Consider the following 19,813-nt stretch of genomic DNA (forward strand, 5'->3'; position numbering starts at 1 on the left):
GAATTCTACTGTGCGGCCCGGCGTTTGCGCGAATCCGCACAAACCCTTGCTTTACCTCGCCCGGCGCGCTGCCTATAAACGCTGTATCGCTGCTGAAATGGGAAGGCTCATGACCGTTGCCGTGTTGTACAGCCGTGCCCTGTCGGGCATGGATGCCCCGCTGGTGACGGTGGAGACGCATCTGGCCAATGGCCTGCCCTCGTTCACCATCGTCGGCCTGCCCGAGGCCGAGGTGAAGGAGGCCAAGGACCGCGTGCGCGCGGCGTTGCAGAACGCGCGTTTCGAATTCCCGGCGCGGCGCATCACCGTCAATCTGGCGCCGGCCGATCTGCCGAAGGAATCCGGCCGCTTCGACCTGCCGATCGCCATCGGCATTCTCGTCGCCTCGGGGCAATTGCCCGGCGACCAGCTCGCACAATACGAATTCGCCGGCGAACTCGCGCTGACCGGCGAGCTGCGTGCGTTTCGCGGTGCGCTGGCGATGGTCTGCCGCGCGGCGGGCAGCGGGCGCGCCTTCATCCTGCCGTGCGACAACGCCAGCGAGGCCGCGCTGGTCGAGCATGCCGAGGTCTACCCGGCGGCCAGCCTGCTCGCCGTGTGCGCCCACCTGAGTGGTGCCGAGAAGCTGGCGCGCAGCGAGGCGGCTGTCGCGCCCGGTGTTGGCCATTACCCTGACCTGGCCGACGTCAAGGGCCAGCAGCAGGCCAAGCGCGCGCTGGAGATCGCCGCGGCCGGTGCGCACAACCTGATCATGGTGGGCCCGCCGGGCACCGGCAAATCGATGCTGGCCTCGCGCATGGCCGGCATCCTGCCGCCGATGACGCTCGATCAGGCGCTGGAGACCGCGGCGCTGCAGTCGCTCGGCAGCGCCGGCTTCAAGCTCGAGCAATGGCGCGTGCGGCCGATGCGCTCACCGCACCACAGCGCATCGAGCGTGGCGCTGGTCGGTGGCGGCGGCAACCCGCGCCCCGGCGAGATCTCGCTCGCGCACAACGGCGTGCTGTTTCTGGACGAGTTGCCCGAGTTCGACCGCAAGGTGCTCGAAGTGCTGCGCGAGCCGCTCGAATCGGGCTATATCAGCATCTCGCGCGCGGCGCGGCAGGCGGAGTTCCCCGCGCGCTTCCAGCTCGTCGCGGCGATGAACCCCTGCCCCTGCGGTTATCTCGGCGACGCAAAGGGGCGCTGCCGCTGCACGCCGGACCAGGTGGCGCGCTACCGCGGCCGCATCTCGGGGCCGCTGCTCGACCGCATCGACCTGCAGATCGAGGTGCCGGCATTGTCGCCCGACGACCTGCTGACGGCCCCGGCGGGCGAGCCGTCGAGCGCCGTGCGGCAACGCGTGGCGGTGGCCTACGAGCAAGCCCTGGCGCGCCAGGGCAAGCCCAATGCCCAGCTCGGCACGCGCGAGATCGACCGGCTGTGCAAGCTCGACGAAGCCGGCGAAGCCCTGCTCAAGACGGCGATCGCCAGGCTCAACCTGTCGGCGCGCGCCTACCACCGCGTGCTCAAGGTGGCGCGCACGGTGGCCGATCTCGCCGGCGCCGAGCGGCTAGCCACGCAGCATGTGGCCGAGGCGGTGCAGCTGCGCAAGTTCGACCGCGCCTGACGGAGTGCCGGGTAGTCGCTGCACGGTGGATCAGATGCGCTCGCCGCCCTGCACACCCTGGCGGCCAATCCCCGCGCCGCCGCGCTACATATGCTTGAACCGCTGCGAATAGGCGCGGCTGACTTCGAGTTTCTCCGGGTTGCCCTTCACCTGCACGATCTGCTGGCCGCGTTCGTCGCGCTGGATTTGCGCGATGGCATCGACGCGCACCAGCGTCGAGCGATGGATCTGCCAGAACTCGTCGGGGTCGAGCTCGTCGGCCAGCTCCTTGATCGGCTTGCGGATCAGCGCCTCGAACTCGGCCGTCTGTACGCGCGTGTACTTGTCGTCGGAGCGGAAGAACAGGATGTCGCGCGTGGCGATCATGCGCAGGCTGCTGCCGACGCTGGCCTGGATCCAGCGCAGGTAATCGGGCCGGGCGCCCGGCGCCATCTGGCGCGCGATGCGGGCCAGCAGCTGCTCCATGTCGCCGGGCGTGGCGCCGAGCTTGTCCTTGAGGCGCTCGCAGGTGAGCTTGAGGCGTTCCGGGTCGGCCGGCTTCAGCACGTAGTCGGTCGCGCCGCGCTCGAAGGCCTCGATCGCGTGTTGGTCGTAGGCGGTGACGAAGACGATGTGGCACTGGCCCGATAGCAGCCTGGCCGCTTCGAGCCCGGTGGTTTCCGGCATGCGGATGTCGAGGAAGGCAATATCGGGGCGATGCGCGCCGACCAGCGCCACGGCTTCGGTACCGTTCGCCGCCTCGGCGACGATCTCGAGCTCGGGCCAGGCCTCGGCCAGCCGGCGTTTGAGCTGTTCGCGCATCAGTCGTTCGTCGTCGGCGATGATCGCGGTGGGGCTGGCGTGGCGGTTCATGATGCGGCTTCCGGAGTGGGTTGTGACGGGCCCAGGCTGCGGTACGGCAGCTCGATGACGGCGCGCGTGCCACCGGCTGCGGGCGATTCGATGAGCAGCCGGGCCTCCTTGCCGAACAGCAGCTTGAGCCGCTCGCGCACATTGCCGAGCCCGACCCCGCTGCCGGCCGTCGGGCTCGGGCCGTCGGCCAGGCCGACACCGCTATCGACGACGCTGATACGCAGCTTGCCATGTGCGATCTCGGCGGCAATATCGATGCGCCCGCCCTCGGCCTTCGGTTCGAGGCCATGCTTGATGCTGTTCTCGACCAGCGTCTGCAGCATCATCGGCGGGAACTCGGCGCTCGACAGCCCGTCGGGGATGTCGAAACGGTAGTCGAGCCGCTCTTCCATGCGCACCTTCATGATTTCGAGAAACGCCCGCGACAGCGCCACCTGCTGGCCCAGCGTGCTGTGGTTGCCGCTACCGCGCAGCTGCGGCATGGCGGCGCGCAGGTACTGGATCAGGCTGCGCTGGGTGCGCGCGGCGAGCGGCGGGTCGATCTCGATCAGCGTCTCGATCGAGCCCAGCGTGTTGAACAGGAAATGCGGCTCGATCTGCGCCTGCATGGCGGCCAACTCGGCCTCCGCCACGCGGCGTTCCATCGACTCGTGATTGGCGCGCTGCGTCGCCTCGCGCGCGGCAATGTCGGAGCGCCGCTTGCCGCCGGCGATGATCTTGACCGCGACCGATGAAAAGATCGCGATGAAGAAGATCTGGTCCGGCAGATGCAGCATATCGGCCACGATCAGGATCAGCAGCGCGAGCACCACCACGTGTTTCCATGGGGTGACCGCCAGCCAGTCGAAGAAGCGCCACCACACGGGCGTCAGCGCCTCGCGTGCGGCGGCCAGCGATTCCTTGAATGTCGGTTGGGGCGGTGGTGGGAGGGGCATGCTGACTCATCCTTATCGTGCGGCATCTTGCCATGGCCCGCCCAGATTAGCGAACCGGCCCGCCGGCGGTGAGCCGGATGCGATGTCCGGCGGATTTCGGGGGGCTATTTGTCGCCGGGCAGGATAAATGGCTGGCCATATATGGCCGGCCTGGCCGCCGGTGGTGCTGCGGGCATGAATCGGCGCTGAATCGACGGCACAATTTGTGTGCCCCAAGATGTCGCAGCGCATGCCGAGTGGTTATAATCCACCGCTGTTTCGAGAGTTTCGCCACGCCCGATCAAGGGCTTGGTGGATGAGCACCGGTCAACCCCAGCCAGGGCGGTGACGTGAGTTCGGCAAACCAGACGTAAATCAGACATGACCAGAGATTACAAATCCTCTCCGCGCAGCGGCGGCAAACGTTCGGGCGGGGGAGGAAGCAGTGGCGGCGGCGTGTTCAAGGGCATCTTGATCGGGCTGTTCGTCGGCGTGACGGTTGCCGTGGGTGCGGCCTTGTTCCTCAACCGCCAGAACAATCCCTTCACCCCGGCCGCAAAACCGGCTGCGGGCAAGGCTACCGAGCTGGCCAAGGAGCAGCCCAAGCCGAAGACCGAGGCACTGACCCCGGGTGCGGGCACCAAGCAGCCGCCGGCGCCGGCCGCCGAGCGTTTCGATTTCTACAAGATTTTGCCCGGCAACGAGGAACCTTCGACCGCGCGCCCTGCCAAACCGGCTGAGCCCCAGGCTGCCAAGCCGGCGGGCGACGACAAGCCCGGTGCCTATCTGCAGGTCGGCGCGTTCCAGAACGAGGCCGATGCCGACAACCTCAAGGCCAAGCTGGCGCTGCTTGGTGTCGAAGCGAACATCCAGACCACCAACCTGCCTGACAAGGGCGTGTGGCACCGCGTGCGCATCGGCCCGCTGAAGGGCGGCGAGGAAATCGACAAGACGCGCCAGACGCTGACGCAGAACGGTATCCAGTTCAATCTGGTGAAGCAGAAAGACGATGTGAAGCCCGCCAACAACAAACCCAAGACGGAAAGCCCACAATGAAACTGATCAAGCGACTGTTCACCGCCCTGCTCGCCACCGGACTGATGGCGGGGGCCGCGCATGCCGACCCGTTCAGCCTGCTCAACCCGGCGCAGCCGACGGCGAACAAGGACAAGATCGAGGTCATCGAATTCTTCTCCTACCATTGCCCGCACTGCTACCACCTCGACCCGACGCTGTCGGCCTGGGCCGCCAAGCTGCCCAAGGATGTCGAGTTCAAGCGCGTGCACATCATGTGGCCGGGCATGAGCAACATCCAGCCCTATACCAAGCTGTTCTACACCATGCAGGCGCTCGGCGTGCAGGACAAGCTGCACGGCAAGCTGTTCGACGCGGTGCATCGCGACAAGATCGAAGTGCGCAAGCTCGACATCGCCGAAGACTGGTTCGCCAAGCAGGGCGTGGATAAGGCCAAGTTCGACCAGGCCTTCAACTCGTTTGGCGTCGCTACCGCGACCAACCAGGCCGAGGCGGTCACCAAGGCCTACCGTATCGATGGCGTGCCGGCCGTGGTCGTCAACGGCAAGTACAAGACCTCGGTATCCGATGCCGGTGGCGAGCCGCAATTGCTGACGCTGCTCGACCAGCTGATCGACAAGGAGCGCCAGGCCATGCCGAAGCCGGCCGCAGCGGAAAAGAAGGCCGACAAGAAGGCCAAGAAGTAAACGCTAGCATTGATAGCGCAACAAAAAGCCGACCCGCGGGTCGGCTTTTTTCATGATGGCAGCGCGTGCTCAGGCACGGTGCTGCCAGCGCATGGCAGCCAGACCGGCGAGCCCCAGGACGAGCAGGCTGACCGAGCTTGGCAGCGGCAACGGGTTGGTCGGCCCTTGGCGGAACTCGAGGTTGTCGAACAAGCCGAAGTTGGACGGGCTGCCACCCGGCTGGCCCGACAGGAAACGCACCTTGCCGATGGTGTCGGCGGCGGCGGTATAGGACAGCGTTTCATAGTCGGTGATGCCACCAGCGCCAGGTTGCGGAATCTGCGAGAAATCCCAGTTCACCGCGGTCACGAAGACGTTGTTGGTATCGTAGATCTCGAGCTTGGGGAAGTTGATCGGCGTGCCGAGGCCTTCCGGCACACGCAGGATGGCCGCGTCGATGCTGACGAAGCGTTGTGCGCTGGAGAACACCGCGTCTACCGCGCCGAAGCGTGCGTCGAATGCCGGGATCCCGGTGTTGAGTACGGAGACGACATTGCCCGGGCTTTCCGCGTTCGGCGTGGCTCGCGCGAAGATCGAACCGCCCAGCGGGTTGCTGAAGGTAACGCCTTGGCCGGCGTAGGTGCTGTCGATTGCGGTGGCGTCGGCCACGTTGTCGAAATTGATCAATGTGGCGAAGGCCGGTACTTGCAGCCCGAGCAGCAAACCTGCTGCTGCGAGCGCCTTGGTGAGGACTCGATAATGCATGGGGAAACTCCTTTGACAAAGAACCTAGTCTCGCGAGTCTAGACAGCGCCAGCCCACTTCCTGAAATTGAAAGTCTCAATGCTGGTCAGTATCTCCATAAAGCCGTCTTCAATCAGCATATGCTTGATATGAAAAGTATTTTTCGCTGGTGCGGTAAAACGGTGCTGTTGTGAAGCCATGATCCGGTTGGTACGTCTTCCCGCGTCAATCGAAATGCTTTGGACATATGGCGTGATGCGCAACGAATCATCAAGCCATGTTTGCAATTTCCCGGTTTGGCGGCCTCATCGATGGTCGCTTGCGCTCAGTCTCTGCGATAGAATTGCCGGTTTTCCCGAAAAAAGGCGGCCACCATGGCGATTTGCGGCATCGACTTCGGTACCTCCAACTCCACTGCCGGCATGATTCTCGACGGCAAGCCACAGCTGCTGCCGCTCGAAGGTGACAAGACCACCCTGCCCTCCGCGCTGTTCTACGACTTCGAGGAGGAAACCCAGCATGTCGGGCGCGCGGCCGTGGCGGCCTATGTGTCGGGTGCCGAGGGGCGGCTGTTGCGCTCGCTCAAGAGCGTGCTCGGCACCTCGCTGATGGATGCGACAACCGAGATCTTCAACCGGCCGATCGCTTTCCGGCAGATCCTCGCCACCTTCTTCGGCGACCTCAAGCAGCGCGCCGAGCAGGCCCACGGCGGGCCGCTCACGCAGGCCGTGCTGGGCCGCCCCGTGCACTTCGTCGATGACGACGTGGCCGCCGATCGGCTGGCGCAGCAATCGCTGGCCGAGATCGCGCAGGCGGCCGGTTTCCGCGAAATTGCCTTCCAGTACGAGCCGATCGCGGCGGCGTTCGACTACGAGCAGCAGGTAGTGCGCGAGGAGCTCGCGCTGATCATCGACATCGGCGGCGGCACCTCGGACTTCTCGCTGATCCGCCTGTCGCCAGAGCGGCATCAGCGCGCCGACCGGCGTGACGACATCCTCGCCAATGGTGGCGTGCACATCGGCGGCACCGACTTCGACCGCCTGCTGAGCCTGGCCGAAATCATGCCGCTGCTCGGCCTCGGCGGCCGCATGGCGGACAAGGATGCACCGGTGCCGTCCACCTACTACCACCAGCTCGCCACCTGGCACACCATCAATTTTCTCTACGAGCGCAAGGTCAAACGCGAGCTGGCCGATGTGCTGGGCGAGGTTGCCGATCGCGGCCGGTTCCAGCGCCTGGTGCGCGTGGTCGAGGAGCGCGCGGGCCACCTGCTGGCCATCGCCGTCGAGCGCGGCAAGATCGAGGTGTGCGATGCCGGCGCCGCGAGCCTGGCGCTCGACATGGTCGAGGATGGGCTGACATTGCCGCTGACACTGGCACAGTTCGAACAATCGGTGAGTGCCGCCATTTCGCGCGTCGATGAGGCCGTCAACGAGGTGCTCGTACGCGCCGGCCTGGCGCCGCAGGCCGTCGATACGCTGTTCTTCACCGGCGGCGCGAGTGGCGTGCCGCTGCTGAGGCAGACCGTGCTGGCGCGCTTCCCCGAGGCACGCGCGGTGGAAGGCGACCGCTTCGGCAGCGTCGGCACCGGCCTCGCTATCGCCGCGGATCGCCTGTTCCGCTAACCGCACGATCGGCTGAAAGCGGTTTCCGCTACGTGTGGATTTGCGCACAATAGCGGCATCACGAGCGGATCGCGGGAGGGCAATATGCGTATCGCAATCATGGGGTCAGGCGGCGTCGGTGGCTATTTTGGCGCACGCCTCGCGGCGGCAGGCTGCGATGTCCATTTCATCGCGCGCGGCGCCCATCTGCAGGCCATGCGCCAGCACGGCCTCAAGGTATCGAGCCGGCTTGGCGACGTGATCATCAAGCCCGCCGCCGTCAGCGACGATCCGGCCAGCATCGGCCCGGTCGATTATGTGCTGTTCGCGGTCAAGCTGTGGGACGCCGAAGTGGCGGCGCGGGCCTGCGCACCGCTGGTATCGGGCAGCACGACGGTGATCCCGTTTCTCAATGGGGTCGAGACGCCGGCATTGCTGGCGCGCGTACTCGGCGCCCAGCACGTGGTCGGCGGCGTGGCCTATATCGCCTCGACCATCGCCGAGCCGGGCCATGTCGAGCACACCGGTGAATTCGCCAAGCTGCGGTTCGGCGAGCTCGACGGCGGGCGCTCGCTGCGCCTCGAACGGCTGCGCGAGACCTGCCTGCAGGCCGGCATCGACGGCGATATCGCCACCGACATTTATCGCGCGCTGTGGGAGAAATATGTGTTCCTGGCCAGTCTGTCGGGCTGGACCAGCGTTACGCGTCAGCCGATCGGCCCGATCCGCCACGAGCCGGCCATCCGCCCCTTGCTCGAAGCCGCCATGCAGGAGACCTGGGCCCTGGGCCGGGCAATGGGGGTGAAGCTGGCGGACGATTGCGTCGCACGCCAGATGGCGACGATCGACGCCCTGCCGGCGGAGATGAAATCGTCGATGCTGCACGATCTCGAACACGGCCGCCGGCTCGAAGCGCCGTGGCTGTGCGGCGGCGTGGCCAGGCTGGCGCGCGAGAACGGCCTGAGTGTGCCGGTCAATGCGACCCTGTACGCGGCGCTCAAGCCGTATTGTGGGGATTAGCCCTCAGCCGAGTCTAGAAGTAGACGCGCGCATTGATGCCGACGTGGTTGCCCTTGATGCTCACCGAGTCGTCGTCCTTCAGCTTGTACTTGATGCCGACGTAGCGCAGGCCGAACGACACGTTGTCGGTCGCGGCGTAGCTGTATTCACCGATCAGGCCGGGCTGGCTCTTGAAACGGTAGGTGCCGCCGGCGCCGTCCGATTGCTTGTATTCGGGCTGCAGGTCATAACGCAGGCCGACCCCGAGCGAATGCTTGTCGATATGCCAGGCCGGCAACAGCTCGAGCGGGAAACGCGTGAAGCTCAGGCTGACCTTGGCGCCGGTATCGAGGCGCTCGCCCTGCACCGAGTCATAGTGGTAGCCGAGCGTCGCCTGCAGCGACAGCGGCAGGCGGGAAAAGCGGTAACGTGTGCCGAGGTCGAGCTGGAACAGGCGGCCAGCGCGAATGTTCTCGTTGTTGATGATCTTGCCGGTGCTCTTGTCGCTGACGTGGACCTTGCTGAACTCGTCGCCACCGGCGGTCAGGCCGATGCCGGCCACGCCCTGCCAGGCCGATGGTTCTTCTTCGCCATAGGCGTGTGCCTGGCTGGCAAGCGCCAATAGCGCCAGCATGCAGATTCTTTTCATGAGCGTTCCCTTGTGTGGTCTTGTCGTCACGCCGGCGATTATATGTGAGCCGCTGGCGACGCCAGATTTATCAAGTGATTATATTTTCGCAAGATCAGGCGAGCCATTCGAACAGGGTGTCCGGGCAGTGCTCCTCGTTGCCGCTGCCGTCGCCATGCGACAGCGCGGTGAAGCCGTTGCGCTCATAGAAGCGTTGCGCGTCATGGTTGCGGGCAAAGCTGTAGAGCCTGATCGGCGCGCCGAGTATCGACTTGGCGCGGTCGAGCAGCAAGGTGCCGAGCCCCTGCCCGACGTGCTCGGGATGCAGGTAGAGCTGGTCGATCCAGCCCGCTTCGCCGTCGCGCGACAGCACCATCATGCCGACGACCGCATCGCAGAGCGTGGCGACGGTGACGTCGAACACGGGGATCACCAGCTCGCGCAGCCACTGCCGCACCTCGTCATCGGTGTGCATCAGCGGGGCATAAGGCAGGAAGGCGCGGCGCGATGCGAGGTAGACCTCGGCGATCGCCTCGGCGTCGTCCGCTGTGGCGGGCCTGAGCTGATACATGGTGCCTCCGGCGGTGGCAACCGGCGGGTCGTCCCGCCGCCGCTTATTTGTTGAACTGCACCCAGCCCTGCCACTGCTCGAACAGCACCGGGTTCAGGGCCGCCACGGCGGAGCGGCGCCAGATATTGTCCTGCCAGAAGTCGGGGTGATGGATGCTGCCCAGCCTGCCGCCGGCTTCGAGCAGGATCAGCGAACCGGCTGCGTAGTCCCACAGGCGCTGGCCGCCATGCAGGATGACGTCGAAACGGCCGGCCGCCACCCAGCACCAGTCCAGCGTCGAGGCGCCGAGGTTGCGCTGGCTGCCATACGGCGAGACGGTCATCAGGCGGGCCGGCAGCTTGCCCGGCAGCCATTTGAGCTCGACCCCGGCCACGGCCTCGCTCATTGGCGGCGAGTGCGGCTTGAGCGGCAGGCGGTTGCCGTTCATGTAGGCGCCATGGCCCTGCAGCGCGCAGAACATTTCGTCCGCGCACGGGTTGTAGATCACGCCGAGTACCGGCCGGCCGTGGCGCAGATAGGCCACCGAGATGGCGAACAGCGGCAGGCCATGCACGAAGTTGGTGGTGCCGTCGATCGGGTCGACACACCACAGGCCGTCCTTGCCCGATTCCCACAGCGCTTCCTGTTCGGCTTCGGTCATCTCCTCGCCCAGCACCGGGGCGTCGATGATGGTGGGCAATACGCGCTTGAGGCCCTCCTGCGAGGCCAGGTCGGCCTCGGTGAACATGGTGCCGTCGTCCTTGCGTGCGAATGCGACGTTGAGGAAGCGCGGCATCACCTCTTGCTGAGCGATGAGCCTGACCGCGGCCATCACCTCCTCGAGCGTGTTCCAACCGATATCAGGCATCTTCTCTCCATTTGATCGAGCAGCCGATGCTCGGGATTTGCTGTTGCGGGCCCTGGCCGGTGCTCGCGATCTGTTGCATGGCGTCCAGCAGCTCGTGACGATTGTCCGGCGGCGGGGGCGCCTGGCGCCCGGTGCTGTCGAAACGGCCGCGATACTGTAATTGGCCCTGCGCGTTGTAGCCGAAGAAATCCGGCGTGCACACCGCACCGTAGGCACGGGCGACATCCTGCCCCTCGTCGTAGAGATAGGGAAAGCCGAAGCCGTGCGCGCGTGCAAACCCGGCCATCTGCTCGGGGCCATCCTCGGGGTAGGCGCGGGCATCGTTCGCCGAGATGGCGACCACGCCGATGCCGGCGGCCTGCAGGCTGCGCGCGTCCACTACCAGCCGCTCGACGATGGCCTTGACGAAGGGGCAGTGATTGCAGATGAACATGACCAGCAGGCCGTTCGGGCCGCTCACCTCGGCCAGGCGATAACGCTTGCCGTCGGTGCCGGGCAGCTCGAAATCGGGCGCGGGCAGGCCAAAGTCGCAAATCGGGGTGGTCAGCGCAACCATAGTGGGTTCTCGCAACAAACGATGATGAGGTGGCCGGCGACATCCGGCAAACCGCTACAATACGGGCTGGCGCGCTTGCCGGCGTGCCCTGTGTCGAATCTTACCATCCGTTTTCCGAGGCCGTCATGCCACGTTTCTTTATCGAATCGCCCCTCGCCGCAGGCCAATCCATCGAGCTGCCCGAGGCTGTCTGCCGGCATGTGCAGGTGCTGCGCCTGGCCCCCGGCGATGTGGTGACGCTGTTCGACGGCAGCGGTGGCGAATACGAGGCGCGTATCGACGACATCGGCAAGAAACGTGTCGCGGCCACGCTGGGCGCCCACCTGGCCGTCGAGCGCGAATCACTGCTGGCGATCACGCTGGTACAGGCCGTATCGAGCGGCGACCGCATGGATTACACCTTGCAGAAGGCCGTGGAGCTTGGCGTGACGGCCATCGTGCCGGTGATCAGCGAGCGCAGCGTGGTGCGGCTAAGCGGTGAGCGCGCCGACAAGCGCGTGCAGCATTGGCAAGGGGTGGTGCAGTCGGCGTGCGAGCAATGCGGCCGCAACCGCGTGCCGAGCGTGGCGCCGCTGCTGAGCTTCGAGGGCTGGCTGCGCAGCGCGCAAGCGGCGGGCACGCGCTTCATGCTGTCGCCACAGGGCCGTGGGCGCTTGCGCGAGCTGTCGCCGGTGGGCGAGCTGGCCCTGCTCGCCGGCCCCGAGGGCGGCCTGACGGCTGCAGAAGAGACCGCCGCGCTGGCGTCAGGCTGGCAGCCCCTGCTACTCGGGCCGCGCATCCTGCGCACCGAGACGGCGGCAGTCGCGACGATTGCGGCGCTGCAGGCCCTGTGGGGCGATGTCTAGGTAGCGGTTACCGCCTCAAGGCGGTTCCACGTGAAACCTGCGGCGGACTTACCGCTTCCCTGCGTTCCAGGCTGCGTCGACCTTGGCCTGGGCGTCGTCGAGCCGCGCTCGTGCGTTGGCTTCGCCTTGTTTGGCCGCTTCGAGCTGTTTCTGTGCGTCGTTCAGCCGCGCCTGGGCGCTGCGCTCGGTTTCGCTGGCATCGTCGAGTTTTTGTTTGGCGGCGATCCAGTCGCTGCGTGCCTGTTCGTGGCCCAGCTGGGCGCGTAGCAACTCGCCATCGGCCATGGCGGCCATCGGTACGGTGAGCAGCAGGAGGGCGAGAGTCTGTTTGATCATGTGTTGTCCCTTATTTCGGCAGGTTCTTGAGAATATCGAACACGATATCCTGGATCTGTTTATCGCTGATTTTTGCCGGGTCGCCGAGCGTGTTGCTGTAGATACCGCGCCACACCAGCTTGTTGCTGGCGCTGTCCTGTAGGTCGATGATCAGGCTGCCCTCGCGGTATTCGTAGCTGCGCACGGTGTCGATCGGCGGCCCCCAGTAGCCCCAGCTCAGCGCGCCCCAGCAATGGCGTGTGCCGCAGGCGACTATCGGGGCCGGGTACAGCGGGTCGGCGACGATGCGCTGCTTCTGCTGCACGCCGATGTGATAGGACACGAGATAGCGCGCATCGCTGTAGGCGACCTTGCGGAAGGCGAGGCGCCCGAGCTCGGTGTCGATCGCGCTTTCGAGCTTGCCGCGCACGATGTCGTTGTCGATGTCGGCGTTGAGCGCCGTCACGGCCGGCCGCGGCTCGGGCCTGGCCCAGGCATAGGGGCTTTGCGGCACGACCCGCGCCTCGTTGTCCTGCACGATGTGCACGCTGCCGCCACAGCCGGCGAGCGGCCCCAGGGCCAGCGCCAGCGCGGCGACCGGCAGCAAACGCGGGATCAGTTGCATGATGGGCCTCCTTATCCTGGCGTGTTGGACCATGCCGGTACGGCCTGCGTTCAGCGCTTGCGGCACAGCGTCAGCCCGTCGCCGATCGGCATCAGCGTGTAGTCGATGCGCGCGTCCTGCTGCAGGAAGGCGTTGAACCGGCGGATCACGCCGATGCTGGGCGTATCGTCGAGTGATGGGTCCTGCGCCACGCGGCCGCTGAGGAACATATTGTCGAGCACGATCAGGCCGCCCTGGCGCACGAGCTGCAGGCAGCGCTCGTAGTAGTCGGGATAGGAGGTCTTGTCGGCGTCGATAAAGGCGAAATCGAACTGCCCCGCCCTGCCCTGCGCCAGCAGCTCGTCGAGCGTGCGCACGGCCGGCTGCAGTCGCAGCTGAATGCGCTGTTCCATGCCGGCTTCGTGCCAGTAGCGGCGCGCGATTTTGGTGAATTCCTCGCTGAGGTCGCAGGCGATCAGCTCGCCGTCGTCGGGCAGCGCCAGCGCCACGGTCAGCGCGCTGTAGCCGGTGAAGCTGCCGATCTCGATGCAGTGCCGCGCGCCGATCAGCGTGACGAGAAAGCTCAAGAGCTGGCCCTGCTCGGGCGCGATCTGCATCTTGGCCATGCGGTGGCCGGCCGTTTCCTGGCGCAGGCGGGTGAGGATGTCGGCTTCGCGGATGCCGTTCTGCACCAGGTAGGCGTGCAGGGCGTCGTTCATGGCGAGGGTCTGGTTCATGGTGCGGGGGCGGTGCGGAAAACGCCCGACTTTAACGCAAAACCCCCGCCCGGGAAAATCGCACGGGGCCATGGTGCGCGCGCCATGAAAAACGGCGAGCCAGGCTCGCCGTTTCCTCCCTGATGCAACGCTGCCTTATTGCTTGCGGCGGCGCACGGCGAAGCCAACCAGGCCGAGGCCGGACAGCATCATCAGGTACTCGGAGGGCTCCGGCACCGGTGCGACGCTGGCGCCGACCTGGGCGGTGGCATTGGCACCGAAATAGCCGTGCATCGGCGTGCCGTCGGTGTTGACGAAGGCCAGCCTCAGCGTGCCGCTCTTGCTGCCGTCGGTGATGCCGGCGCTGGTCTGGCTGTAGCCGTATTGCGTGCCGTCGCTCTCGGTCAGGCCGCTGTAGAAGATAACCGAAGCGTTGGCGCGATTGTCGTCGGCCAGGTTGTCATCGTGGGCGATCAGGCTGTAATGAGCCGAGAACACGACGGCAGCCATGCCGTTGATGGTGAAGTTGGCAGACTTCGAGGCGTAGCTGTTGATGTTCCAGACGTCGGCGAGCGGTGCCGTCATGTTGGCGTTCGAGGAGATGCTGCTGTCGGAGTTGCCGGCGTTGGCATAGCCATTGGCGAAGCTGCTGATGGCCGACAAGGCGGGAGTCGGGGTCCAGCTCGAGCGGTAGTCCGACGAGGCGACGGAGCTAAGGTTGGTGAAGTTGTAGGCGCCAGACCATTTCGACGCATCGCTGAAATTTACGCTCGGAGTTTCGCCGTCGAGCGGGTTGATGTCGTAGATGCTCACGGTGAAGCTCGACCAGTCGATCGAGGCCGAGGCGCTGAGCGGCGTGGCCGCATGGGCGGCCAGCGATGCGCCGCCGAGCATGGCGGCAATGGCCAGTTTCTTGAATGCTGTCATATGAGGGTTCCTTTGTTTTTCGTATATGGCTGTGGTCCGATATGGCGAAAAGCAAGAAACGGGCCATTCTATGAATCTGCTTTCAAATCAATGGTCTCATCATCAGGGCTGCCGGCCAGTATCGACAGGCTGTCAAATATGTCGACAGCGTAAATATGGCCGGCGGCGTTTTTATGTGCTCATGACGGTTGTTCGACCACCTTGGGTGGGAAGAAGAACTGGCGCGGTGTGCGCACGAAGCGGCGGCACACCTGGGCGAGAATCGAGCGTGCCTCGGCGAAGCCTGCCTGGCGTGCCCTGAGGGCCACCCACAGTGCCAGGCTGAAGCTCACCAGCAGGTTGGTCAGGCCGATCAGGGCGATGCCCACAAGCGAGATCGCCACCGTCTGCCAGTCGAGCTGGTGATCGAGCCCGACCAGTGCGAACGAGAAGTTGGCCGACGAGAAGGTGATGTGGCGAATGTCGAGCGGCAGGCCGAACAGGAAACCGATGGTACCGATCGAGCCGAGCATAATGCCGAAATAGAAGTTACCGGCCAGCCCGCCCAGGTTCTCGCCGATATAGTGGGCGAAGCGCGCGAGCCGCTGCTCGCCGAGCAGCTTGCGCAGCCAGGGGCGCTGCATCAGCCGCTGCGGGATCTGCCCATAGGCGACCTTATTGTCGTAATAGCCCGAGATCAGCCCGGCGAGAAACAGGCAGCAGCCGGCGATGGCGGCATGCGGCAGGGCCAGGCTGGCGATCGGGTTCAGCTCGGTGAGCAGCTTGTGCGCCTTGTCGGGCGGCGCGAGGTGGCTGCCGGTCAGCCACAGCCAGCCCCAGGCGATCGCATAGGCGACCGGCATCGCCAGCACGACATTGCCGATGATGGCGATGAACTGGCTGCGCATCACCTTGACCACGAGCTCGACCAGCTTGTCGCGCGATTTCTCGCCCTCGTCGATCGCCGCGGCGATGTGCGCGGCCGTCATCGCCGGCTGCTTGGTGGCGATGGTGAAATGCAGGCGGTGCACGAGCATGAAGCCGAGCGAGTAGTTCATGCTGAACAGGAAGGCCTCAATCAGCGGCGGCGCGTGCAGCCGCGCGGCCAGCACCTTGAGCATGCCCATGAAGCCGACGATCACGCCCGCGCCGGCGGCCGAGCGGAACATGCTCCACCAGTCGCGGCGGTCATGCGTGACGTAGTGTTCACCGGTGCGCCCGGCGTGTTCGGTGACCTTGCGCGCCATCAGCTCGACGTTGGCCGAGACGAAGGCCGACATATCGTTGCGCTGGTTGGTGGCGCGCACCAGCGTGCGGAACAGCGTGAGCGCCAGCTGGCGCTGCTCCTCGCGTTCATGCTCGGGTTCGAGCAACGCCAGCAGCACGCGCACGCGCTGCAGACTCTGCGTCAGGCGCCGCAGCAGGTAGGTCAGGCTGATGCTGACGCCGTGCTCGGTCGCGTGTTTGCGGATCTTGGCGATGATCTCGTCGCACTGGTCGAGCAGCACCAGGATGTGCCTGCAGTCGTCGCGTGGCTGCGTGGGGTTGAGCAGCCAGGCCTGGTGCTTTTCCAGGTAGCTGACGACTTCGGCGTTCTGGCGCAGGAAGGGTGACTCGAAGCGCTCGATATCCGGGTAGTTGCGCACCAGCTCGGGCTCGAGGCCGATGCCGCTGATGCGGTAGGACAGCACCTGGATTGCCGCTGCCATATCGCTTGCGGTGGCGTGCTGCAGCCCGGCGTCGGGCGCATCGAGCAAGAGCGCGTCGTAGAGGCGGAGCCAGGTGTCGTCGCTCACGCTGGCGATCCACTGGTGGTCCGTGTCGTCGTGAAAGATCAGCCCGAACAGGTCGCGCATGTAGTGCTCGTTCACCGCCGGCGGCAGGAACTTGTTGTTGAGCTTGTCGCGCAGCTCGGTGAAGAAGCCGGTGTTGGGCAGGATGCCGACGTCGGCATACAGGTGCAGCTGCCGCTTTGCCGCCAGCAGGCCGCCGAGATAATGGCGCAGCGCCTCGCGGTAGGCGGCGTGCTCGCGCAGCAGGTAGGTCAGCGAGAGCAGATTATTGGTGGCCTGGTCGGCATCGTCGGCACGGGCCGGGCGCACGCTGTCGACGAGCCGGATCAGCGGCTGGATCGAGGTCGTATCGGCCTGGAGGGCGATCTGGCGCAGGATTTCTTCCATTCGTTCTTCCTGTCTGGTGAATCTGAAATTGGTGCGCTGTTTACCACGATAAGTTCATGTCGTCATGTTGCAGCCGCCATTGCGCTGTCTGCAACGGGATGTTGTAGCACGCCGGGCCGGCCGCTCGAAACCATATCTGCCAAAGCAAATGGGGCGGGAAAGCCCGCCCCATTCACGCGCACCGGCTCAGCGTCAGAACTTGAAACTGCCGTCGCCACGCGTCATCGCCGCACCGCTGGTGCTGCTCGTGGTGAACTCGCGGTTGCCGCTGCTGGTGGCCTGGTTGCTTTCCCACACAGCGCTGCTGCCATCGTATTTCACGTATTTGTACTGCACGGCGGCAGCGCACGGCAGGGCCGCGGTGCCGCTCCAGCTGGCGTTGGCGCCCGTGCCCTGGATGGCCAGCTTGAAGCCGCTGGCCGGCGCCCAGCTGCCGAGCGCGCCCTGGTTGCCGACCACGTACAGGCTCTGGCCCATGGCGGTGTTGGCATTGGCGATGTTGAAGCTGACATTGACGCTGCAGGTCTGGCTACTGCCCTTGGTCCACACCGCGTAGTTGTTGCCCGAGGCGGCCAGGGTCCAGCCGCTGCCCGGGTTCCAGTCAGTGCTGCCGATCTTCATCGCGACCTGGTTGGCGCTGCCGCTGATGGTGGCGGCGTAGAGCCCGGCCTGTGCTGCGTTGATCGTCACCGGCGAGGTCGAGGTGATGCCGGCCGTGGTGCGGATGCTGATCAGCGTCTTGATCGCACCGCGCAGGTTCCAGTCGTACACGTGCGGGTAATACAGCGTCGGGATGCCGGGATGGGTGAGGATGTAGGCATAGCCCTGCATCACCTTGTCGGCCGGCGCCGGCCACAGGTTCTGGCCGTTGCTGCTGGTCTCGGACGGCCCGGTGTCGTGGTTGTCGACGAAGGTGACCGATTTCTGCGGCCACCAGCCGATCGCGCCGGCCGGCTTGCCGCTGGCGTCCTTCAGGCGCCAGTATTCGCCGGCGCTCAGCGCCTGGTTCAGCAGACCCTTGGTGGTGAAGTCGAAGGCCGCGCAGGTGCCGCCGGTGCCGTCGATATAGCTCATCAGCTGCTGGCGGTGCGCATCGACGTTGTTGAAGTCGAGATTGGTCCATACCTCGCCCACGCAGAAATTGGGCGCCATCGCATCGTGGTAGAGCTTGGCATAGCTCGGCCCGTAGCCCTTCGAGAAGTCATAGCGAATGCCGCTGAAGCCGACATTCTTGAGCCGCGTGCCGATCCAGCTCTTGAGATCGGTCTGCACCGTGGCATTGGTGTGGTCGAGATCGCGCGCCGCGCTGTAGCCGTCGCCGGTATCAGCGGCGCCGCAGTGGCCGGCCCATTCGTCGTTGCTGACCACCGCGCCGCAGCCCCAGCTCGGGTTGGTGAAGTCGGCCCAGTTGGCGGTGCCGACCCGGTGGTTGATCACCACATCGACCACCGACTTGATGCCCCGGCTGTTCAGGGCCGAGATGGCGTTGCTCAGGGCGGCTTCCGAGCCGTATTTCGAGTTCAGCACATTGAGCTGGCGCGGCAGGTAGCCCTCGTTCGAGCCGGCATCCGACGGCGGCGGGAACCACACATGGGTGACGCCAAGATCCTGCATGTCGGCCGCCTTGCCGGCCAGGTTCGCGTACCAGCCGTAATTGTAGTTCCACGAGTTCCAGTGAAAGCCCTGCAGCAGGATCGCCGAGCTGGCCTTGTCCTGCTCGGTGGCCGCCGGGGTGAGCGGGCTGGCCAGCGCGAGGCCGGCCAGCAGCGCCGCCAGCAGCGGGCGTTGCAGCGAGTGTTTCATGTTGTCTCCAATCTCTGTTGTGTTGTGTCGCCGCCGACGGGCGCAGCGGCGAATGAACGCTAACAAAGCGTGGAAAACGAGGATTGATCTTTTGTGCTGATCGCGCAAATCGCCTGCCGATCGCCCGCCAGACAAGGTCTGGCACGGCTTGCAGGGCAGCGGTCAGGGCCGTTATGGCGGCCGGATGGCAAGCCACGCCGTGTGGCGAGCCGGCAAAATAGAGATCGCCAATCACGGCATGAACAACGATCAATTTTGTATTGCTGGAAACCCGCGCCGACGTGGCATCCCCGCATCCGCATCTGGTGCGATGCCGTGATCCGGCCAGCGGCCTTTGCCGCCTGCCGTGCCGCTGCCGCCTTCGGCCCGGCCTGCCTGTTTGTCGGCAATATCGGCGTCCACAGCTTGCTTGCGCCCGCCGCGGCGGCCTGCGGCACGGTGGCCCGATACGTGCACAAAACGGCATGGGCGCCTGTCCACGGCGCTGATGGTGCCGCTTGCCGGGCATCGCCACGGCGCCAGGCAACCGACAATTTGTGCGGTGGGTTTACCCGCCGTGCCGCGCACACGGCAACCACCCGATGCGGTAGCGGACTTGTGTGGCGGCCGCTAGCTGCGCCGGCGGCGGGCCAGCGGCAGCGTCAGTGCGAGGCCGAACAGCAGCATCAGCCAGCTCGCCGGCTCGGGTACGGCCGCCACGCGGTAGTCCATGCCCGAGTCGCTGCTCATCGTGTAGCTGCCGAGCAGCTGGCCGCTGGCATCGCGCACCGAGCTGGTGCCGCCCCAGTTCAGCGTGTGGTTGAAGGCGACGCTGGCGAAGGTGGGGCAGCCGGGGCACTGCAGCCCCGCCGACAGCGAATCGGCGCGTAGCGTGGCGTAGAAGTTCTGCGGCTGGCCGAGCACGATCTGCATGACGAAGGGCAGCGACATCGTTTCGCGAGGCGAGTTGATCTGGCGGAAACAGGCCTCGCCGACCACGAATTTCGGCGGCCCCTCGCCGCAACGGGTCGAGATCGGTTGCAGGCCCGGGGCCTTCACGTCGATGTCGTTGAAGGCATAGGCCGGCCGGTCGGGGTCGGCATCCTGCACGTAGTAGCTGCCTGAGCCGGTGAGATTCAGCACCCCGGACCACAGGCCCGACTGGCCATTGTGGCCGGGTGCGTTGATGGTGATGGTGTCGTGCCAGCTCGCCTCGGCTGTCGCGTAGGCATTGATCGAATCGCGCCGCAGGTTGCCGGGGATCGACCAGGCCGTCGAGGCATAGGCGCCGATCGAGCCGATGCGCGCCACGGCCTGGGCATCTGCAACGCGGTACTCGGCCGCCTGGCCGCCGCTATTGGCGCTGTGCACGCTCGAACCGAGCGGGTAGTCGGGTGGGCAAGCATTGCCCACCAGCCTGAGGGTGAAATTGGCGGTGGTTTTT

20 protein-coding genes are annotated in these 19,813 nt (G+C 65.7%); 6 read left to right on the plus strand and 14 right to left on the minus strand.

The genetic code is table 11. The annotated features are described in order from the left end of the window. Positions 1-109: 109 nt before the first annotated feature. Positions 110-1,606, plus strand: coding sequence for a YifB family Mg chelatase-like AAA ATPase (locus ABWL39_RS10980; protein WP_367790481.1), 1,497 nt, complete (start codon positions 110-112; stop codon positions 1,604-1,606). An 84-nt stretch (positions 1,607-1,690) separates the two neighbouring features. Here ABWL39_RS10980 and ABWL39_RS10985 read toward each other — a convergent pair whose 3' ends face one another. After that, complete coding sequence (locus ABWL39_RS10985; protein WP_367790485.1) at positions 1,691-2,458, minus strand: LytR/AlgR family response regulator transcription factor; 768 nt, start codon at positions 2,456-2,458, stop codon at positions 1,691-1,693. Next, positions 2,455-3,393: a sensor histidine kinase gene (locus tag ABWL39_RS10990; RefSeq protein ID WP_367790488.1), complete on the minus strand. Its 939-nt coding sequence runs from the start codon at positions 3,391-3,393 to the stop codon at positions 2,455-2,457. Before ABWL39_RS10990 ends, ABWL39_RS10985 begins: the two co-directional genes overlap by 4 nt. A gap of 360 nt (positions 3,394-3,753) precedes the next feature. On the opposite strand from ABWL39_RS10990, the gene ABWL39_RS10995 reads away from it, so the two are divergent. Together ABWL39_RS10995 and ABWL39_RS11000 are read left to right on the plus strand one after the other, a co-directional pair. Beyond that, entirely contained in the window at positions 3,754-4,428 is a 675-nt protein-coding gene (locus ABWL39_RS10995) for an SPOR domain-containing protein (protein ID WP_367790491.1), read from the plus strand. Continuing rightward, entirely contained in the window at positions 4,425-5,093 is a 669-nt protein-coding gene (locus ABWL39_RS11000; RefSeq protein ID WP_367790494.1) for a thiol:disulfide interchange protein DsbA/DsbL, read from the plus strand. The genes ABWL39_RS10995 and ABWL39_RS11000 overlap by 4 nt, the downstream gene beginning before the upstream one ends. Before the next feature lie 69 nt (positions 5,094-5,162). Here ABWL39_RS11000 and ABWL39_RS11005 read toward each other — a convergent pair whose 3' ends face one another. After that, on the minus strand, positions 5,163-5,837 hold the full coding sequence (locus ABWL39_RS11005) for a hypothetical protein (RefSeq protein WP_367790497.1): 675 nt from the start codon (positions 5,835-5,837) through the stop codon (positions 5,163-5,165). A gap of 353 nt (positions 5,838-6,190) precedes the next feature. On the opposite strand from ABWL39_RS11005, the gene ABWL39_RS11010 reads away from it, so the two are divergent. Continuing rightward, the gene (locus ABWL39_RS11010; RefSeq protein ID WP_367790499.1) at positions 6,191-7,441 is read left to right on the plus strand and encodes an Hsp70 family protein; all 1,251 of its coding nucleotides are present in this window, start codon (positions 6,191-6,193) and stop codon (positions 7,439-7,441) included. 84 nt (positions 7,442-7,525) lie between these two features. After that, a complete protein-coding gene (locus tag ABWL39_RS11015) occupies positions 7,526-8,440 on the plus strand; it encodes a ketopantoate reductase family protein (RefSeq protein ID WP_367790501.1) in 915 nt (304 codons plus the stop codon). 13 nt (positions 8,441-8,453) lie between these two features. Here ABWL39_RS11015 and ABWL39_RS11020 read toward each other — a convergent pair whose 3' ends face one another. The 4 genes from ABWL39_RS11020 to ABWL39_RS11035 form a co-directional block, all read right to left on the minus strand. Continuing rightward, entirely contained in the window at positions 8,454-9,068 is a 615-nt protein-coding gene (locus ABWL39_RS11020) for a hypothetical protein (protein WP_367790503.1), read from the minus strand. Between the two features lie 94 nt (positions 9,069-9,162). Then, on the minus strand, positions 9,163-9,618 hold the full coding sequence (locus ABWL39_RS11025; protein ID WP_367790505.1) for an N-acetyltransferase family protein: 456 nt from the start codon (positions 9,616-9,618) through the stop codon (positions 9,163-9,165). Between the two features lie 43 nt (positions 9,619-9,661). Beyond that, positions 9,662-10,465 (minus strand): inositol monophosphatase, encoded by an 804-nt coding sequence (locus tag ABWL39_RS11030; RefSeq protein ID WP_367790507.1) that lies wholly within the window; start codon positions 10,463-10,465, stop codon positions 9,662-9,664. After that, positions 10,458-11,021 (minus strand): thioredoxin family protein, encoded by a 564-nt coding sequence (locus tag ABWL39_RS11035; RefSeq protein WP_367790509.1) that lies wholly within the window; start codon positions 11,019-11,021, stop codon positions 10,458-10,460. The genes ABWL39_RS11030 and ABWL39_RS11035 overlap by 8 nt, the downstream gene beginning before the upstream one ends. Before the next feature lie 125 nt (positions 11,022-11,146). Between ABWL39_RS11035 and ABWL39_RS11040 the strand changes: the two genes are divergently transcribed. Then, positions 11,147-11,866, plus strand: coding sequence for a 16S rRNA (uracil(1498)-N(3))-methyltransferase (locus tag ABWL39_RS11040; protein ID WP_367790511.1), 720 nt, complete (start codon positions 11,147-11,149; stop codon positions 11,864-11,866). 48 nt (positions 11,867-11,914) lie between these two features. Here the strand turns inward: ABWL39_RS11040 and ABWL39_RS11045 are convergent, their stop codons facing one another. From ABWL39_RS11045 to ABWL39_RS11075, 7 genes are all read right to left on the minus strand, one after another. Beyond that, a complete protein-coding gene (locus ABWL39_RS11045; protein WP_367790513.1) occupies positions 11,915-12,202 on the minus strand; it encodes a hypothetical protein in 288 nt (95 codons plus the stop codon). Between the two features lie 10 nt (positions 12,203-12,212). Further along, positions 12,213-12,806: a DUF4136 domain-containing protein gene (locus tag ABWL39_RS11050; RefSeq protein ID WP_367790515.1), complete on the minus strand. Its 594-nt coding sequence runs from the start codon at positions 12,804-12,806 to the stop codon at positions 12,213-12,215. A gap of 50 nt (positions 12,807-12,856) precedes the next feature. Then, the gene (locus ABWL39_RS11055) at positions 12,857-13,522 is read right to left on the minus strand and encodes a class I SAM-dependent methyltransferase (RefSeq protein WP_367790517.1); all 666 of its coding nucleotides are present in this window, start codon (positions 13,520-13,522) and stop codon (positions 12,857-12,859) included. Between the two features lie 135 nt (positions 13,523-13,657). Beyond that, positions 13,658-14,428, minus strand: a complete 771-nt coding sequence (locus tag ABWL39_RS11060; protein WP_367790519.1) for a PEP-CTERM sorting domain-containing protein — start codon at positions 14,426-14,428, stop codon at positions 13,658-13,660. Positions 14,429-14,607: 179 nt separating this feature from the next. After that, on the minus strand, positions 14,608-16,587 hold the full coding sequence (locus tag ABWL39_RS11065) for a site-specific recombinase (RefSeq protein WP_367790521.1): 1,980 nt from the start codon (positions 16,585-16,587) through the stop codon (positions 14,608-14,610). Between the two features lie 192 nt (positions 16,588-16,779). Continuing rightward, a complete protein-coding gene (locus ABWL39_RS11070) occupies positions 16,780-18,390 on the minus strand; it encodes a glucan 1,4-alpha-maltotetraohydrolase domain-containing protein (RefSeq protein ID WP_367790523.1) in 1,611 nt (536 codons plus the stop codon). Between the two features lie 609 nt (positions 18,391-18,999). After that, positions 19,000-19,813, minus strand: an 814-nt coding sequence (locus ABWL39_RS11075) for a PEP-CTERM sorting domain-containing protein (RefSeq protein WP_367790525.1), incomplete at its 5' end; no start/stop codon positions are given.

This window comes from Chitinivorax sp. PXF-14 (genome assembly GCF_040812015.1).
Taxonomy (GTDB): Bacteria; Pseudomonadota; Gammaproteobacteria; order Burkholderiales; family SCOH01; genus JBFNXJ01.

Excerpts from the sequence above, each read along its gene's own strand:
- ABWL39_RS10980 (WP_367790481.1), top strand. The coding sequence starts at position 110 with ATGACCGTTGCCGTGTTGTACAGCCGTGCCCTGTCGGGCATGGATGCC.
- ABWL39_RS10985 (WP_367790485.1), bottom strand. The coding sequence starts at position 2,458 with ATGAACCGCCACGCCAGCCCCACCGCGATCATCGCCGACGACGAACGA.
- ABWL39_RS10990 (WP_367790488.1), bottom strand. The coding sequence starts at position 3,393 with ATGCCCCTCCCACCACCGCCCCAACCGACATTCAAGGAATCGCTGGCC.
- ABWL39_RS10995 (WP_367790491.1), top strand. The coding sequence starts at position 3,754 with ATGACCAGAGATTACAAATCCTCTCCGCGCAGCGGCGGCAAACGTTCG.
- ABWL39_RS11000 (WP_367790494.1), top strand. The coding sequence starts at position 4,425 with ATGAAACTGATCAAGCGACTGTTCACCGCCCTGCTCGCCACCGGACTG.
- ABWL39_RS11005 (WP_367790497.1), bottom strand. The coding sequence starts at position 5,837 with ATGCATTATCGAGTCCTCACCAAGGCGCTCGCAGCAGCAGGTTTGCTG.
- ABWL39_RS11010 (WP_367790499.1), top strand. The coding sequence starts at position 6,191 with ATGGCGATTTGCGGCATCGACTTCGGTACCTCCAACTCCACTGCCGGC.
- ABWL39_RS11015 (WP_367790501.1), top strand. The coding sequence starts at position 7,526 with ATGCGTATCGCAATCATGGGGTCAGGCGGCGTCGGTGGCTATTTTGGC.
- ABWL39_RS11020 (WP_367790503.1), bottom strand. The coding sequence starts at position 9,068 with ATGAAAAGAATCTGCATGCTGGCGCTATTGGCGCTTGCCAGCCAGGCA.
- ABWL39_RS11025 (WP_367790505.1), bottom strand. The coding sequence starts at position 9,618 with ATGTATCAGCTCAGGCCCGCCACAGCGGACGACGCCGAGGCGATCGCC.
- ABWL39_RS11030 (WP_367790507.1), bottom strand. The coding sequence starts at position 10,465 with ATGCCTGATATCGGTTGGAACACGCTCGAGGAGGTGATGGCCGCGGTC.
- ABWL39_RS11035 (WP_367790509.1), bottom strand. The coding sequence starts at position 11,021 with ATGGTTGCGCTGACCACCCCGATTTGCGACTTTGGCCTGCCCGCGCCC.
- ABWL39_RS11040 (WP_367790511.1), top strand. The coding sequence starts at position 11,147 with ATGCCACGTTTCTTTATCGAATCGCCCCTCGCCGCAGGCCAATCCATC.
- ABWL39_RS11045 (WP_367790513.1), bottom strand. The coding sequence starts at position 12,202 with ATGATCAAACAGACTCTCGCCCTCCTGCTGCTCACCGTACCGATGGCC.
- ABWL39_RS11050 (WP_367790515.1), bottom strand. The coding sequence starts at position 12,806 with ATGCAACTGATCCCGCGTTTGCTGCCGGTCGCCGCGCTGGCGCTGGCC.
- ABWL39_RS11055 (WP_367790517.1), bottom strand. The coding sequence starts at position 13,522 with ATGAACCAGACCCTCGCCATGAACGACGCCCTGCACGCCTACCTGGTG.
- ABWL39_RS11060 (WP_367790519.1), bottom strand. The coding sequence starts at position 14,428 with ATGACAGCATTCAAGAAACTGGCCATTGCCGCCATGCTCGGCGGCGCA.
- ABWL39_RS11065 (WP_367790521.1), bottom strand. The coding sequence starts at position 16,587 with ATGGAAGAAATCCTGCGCCAGATCGCCCTCCAGGCCGATACGACCTCG.
- ABWL39_RS11070 (WP_367790523.1), bottom strand. The coding sequence starts at position 18,390 with ATGAAACACTCGCTGCAACGCCCGCTGCTGGCGGCGCTGCTGGCCGGC.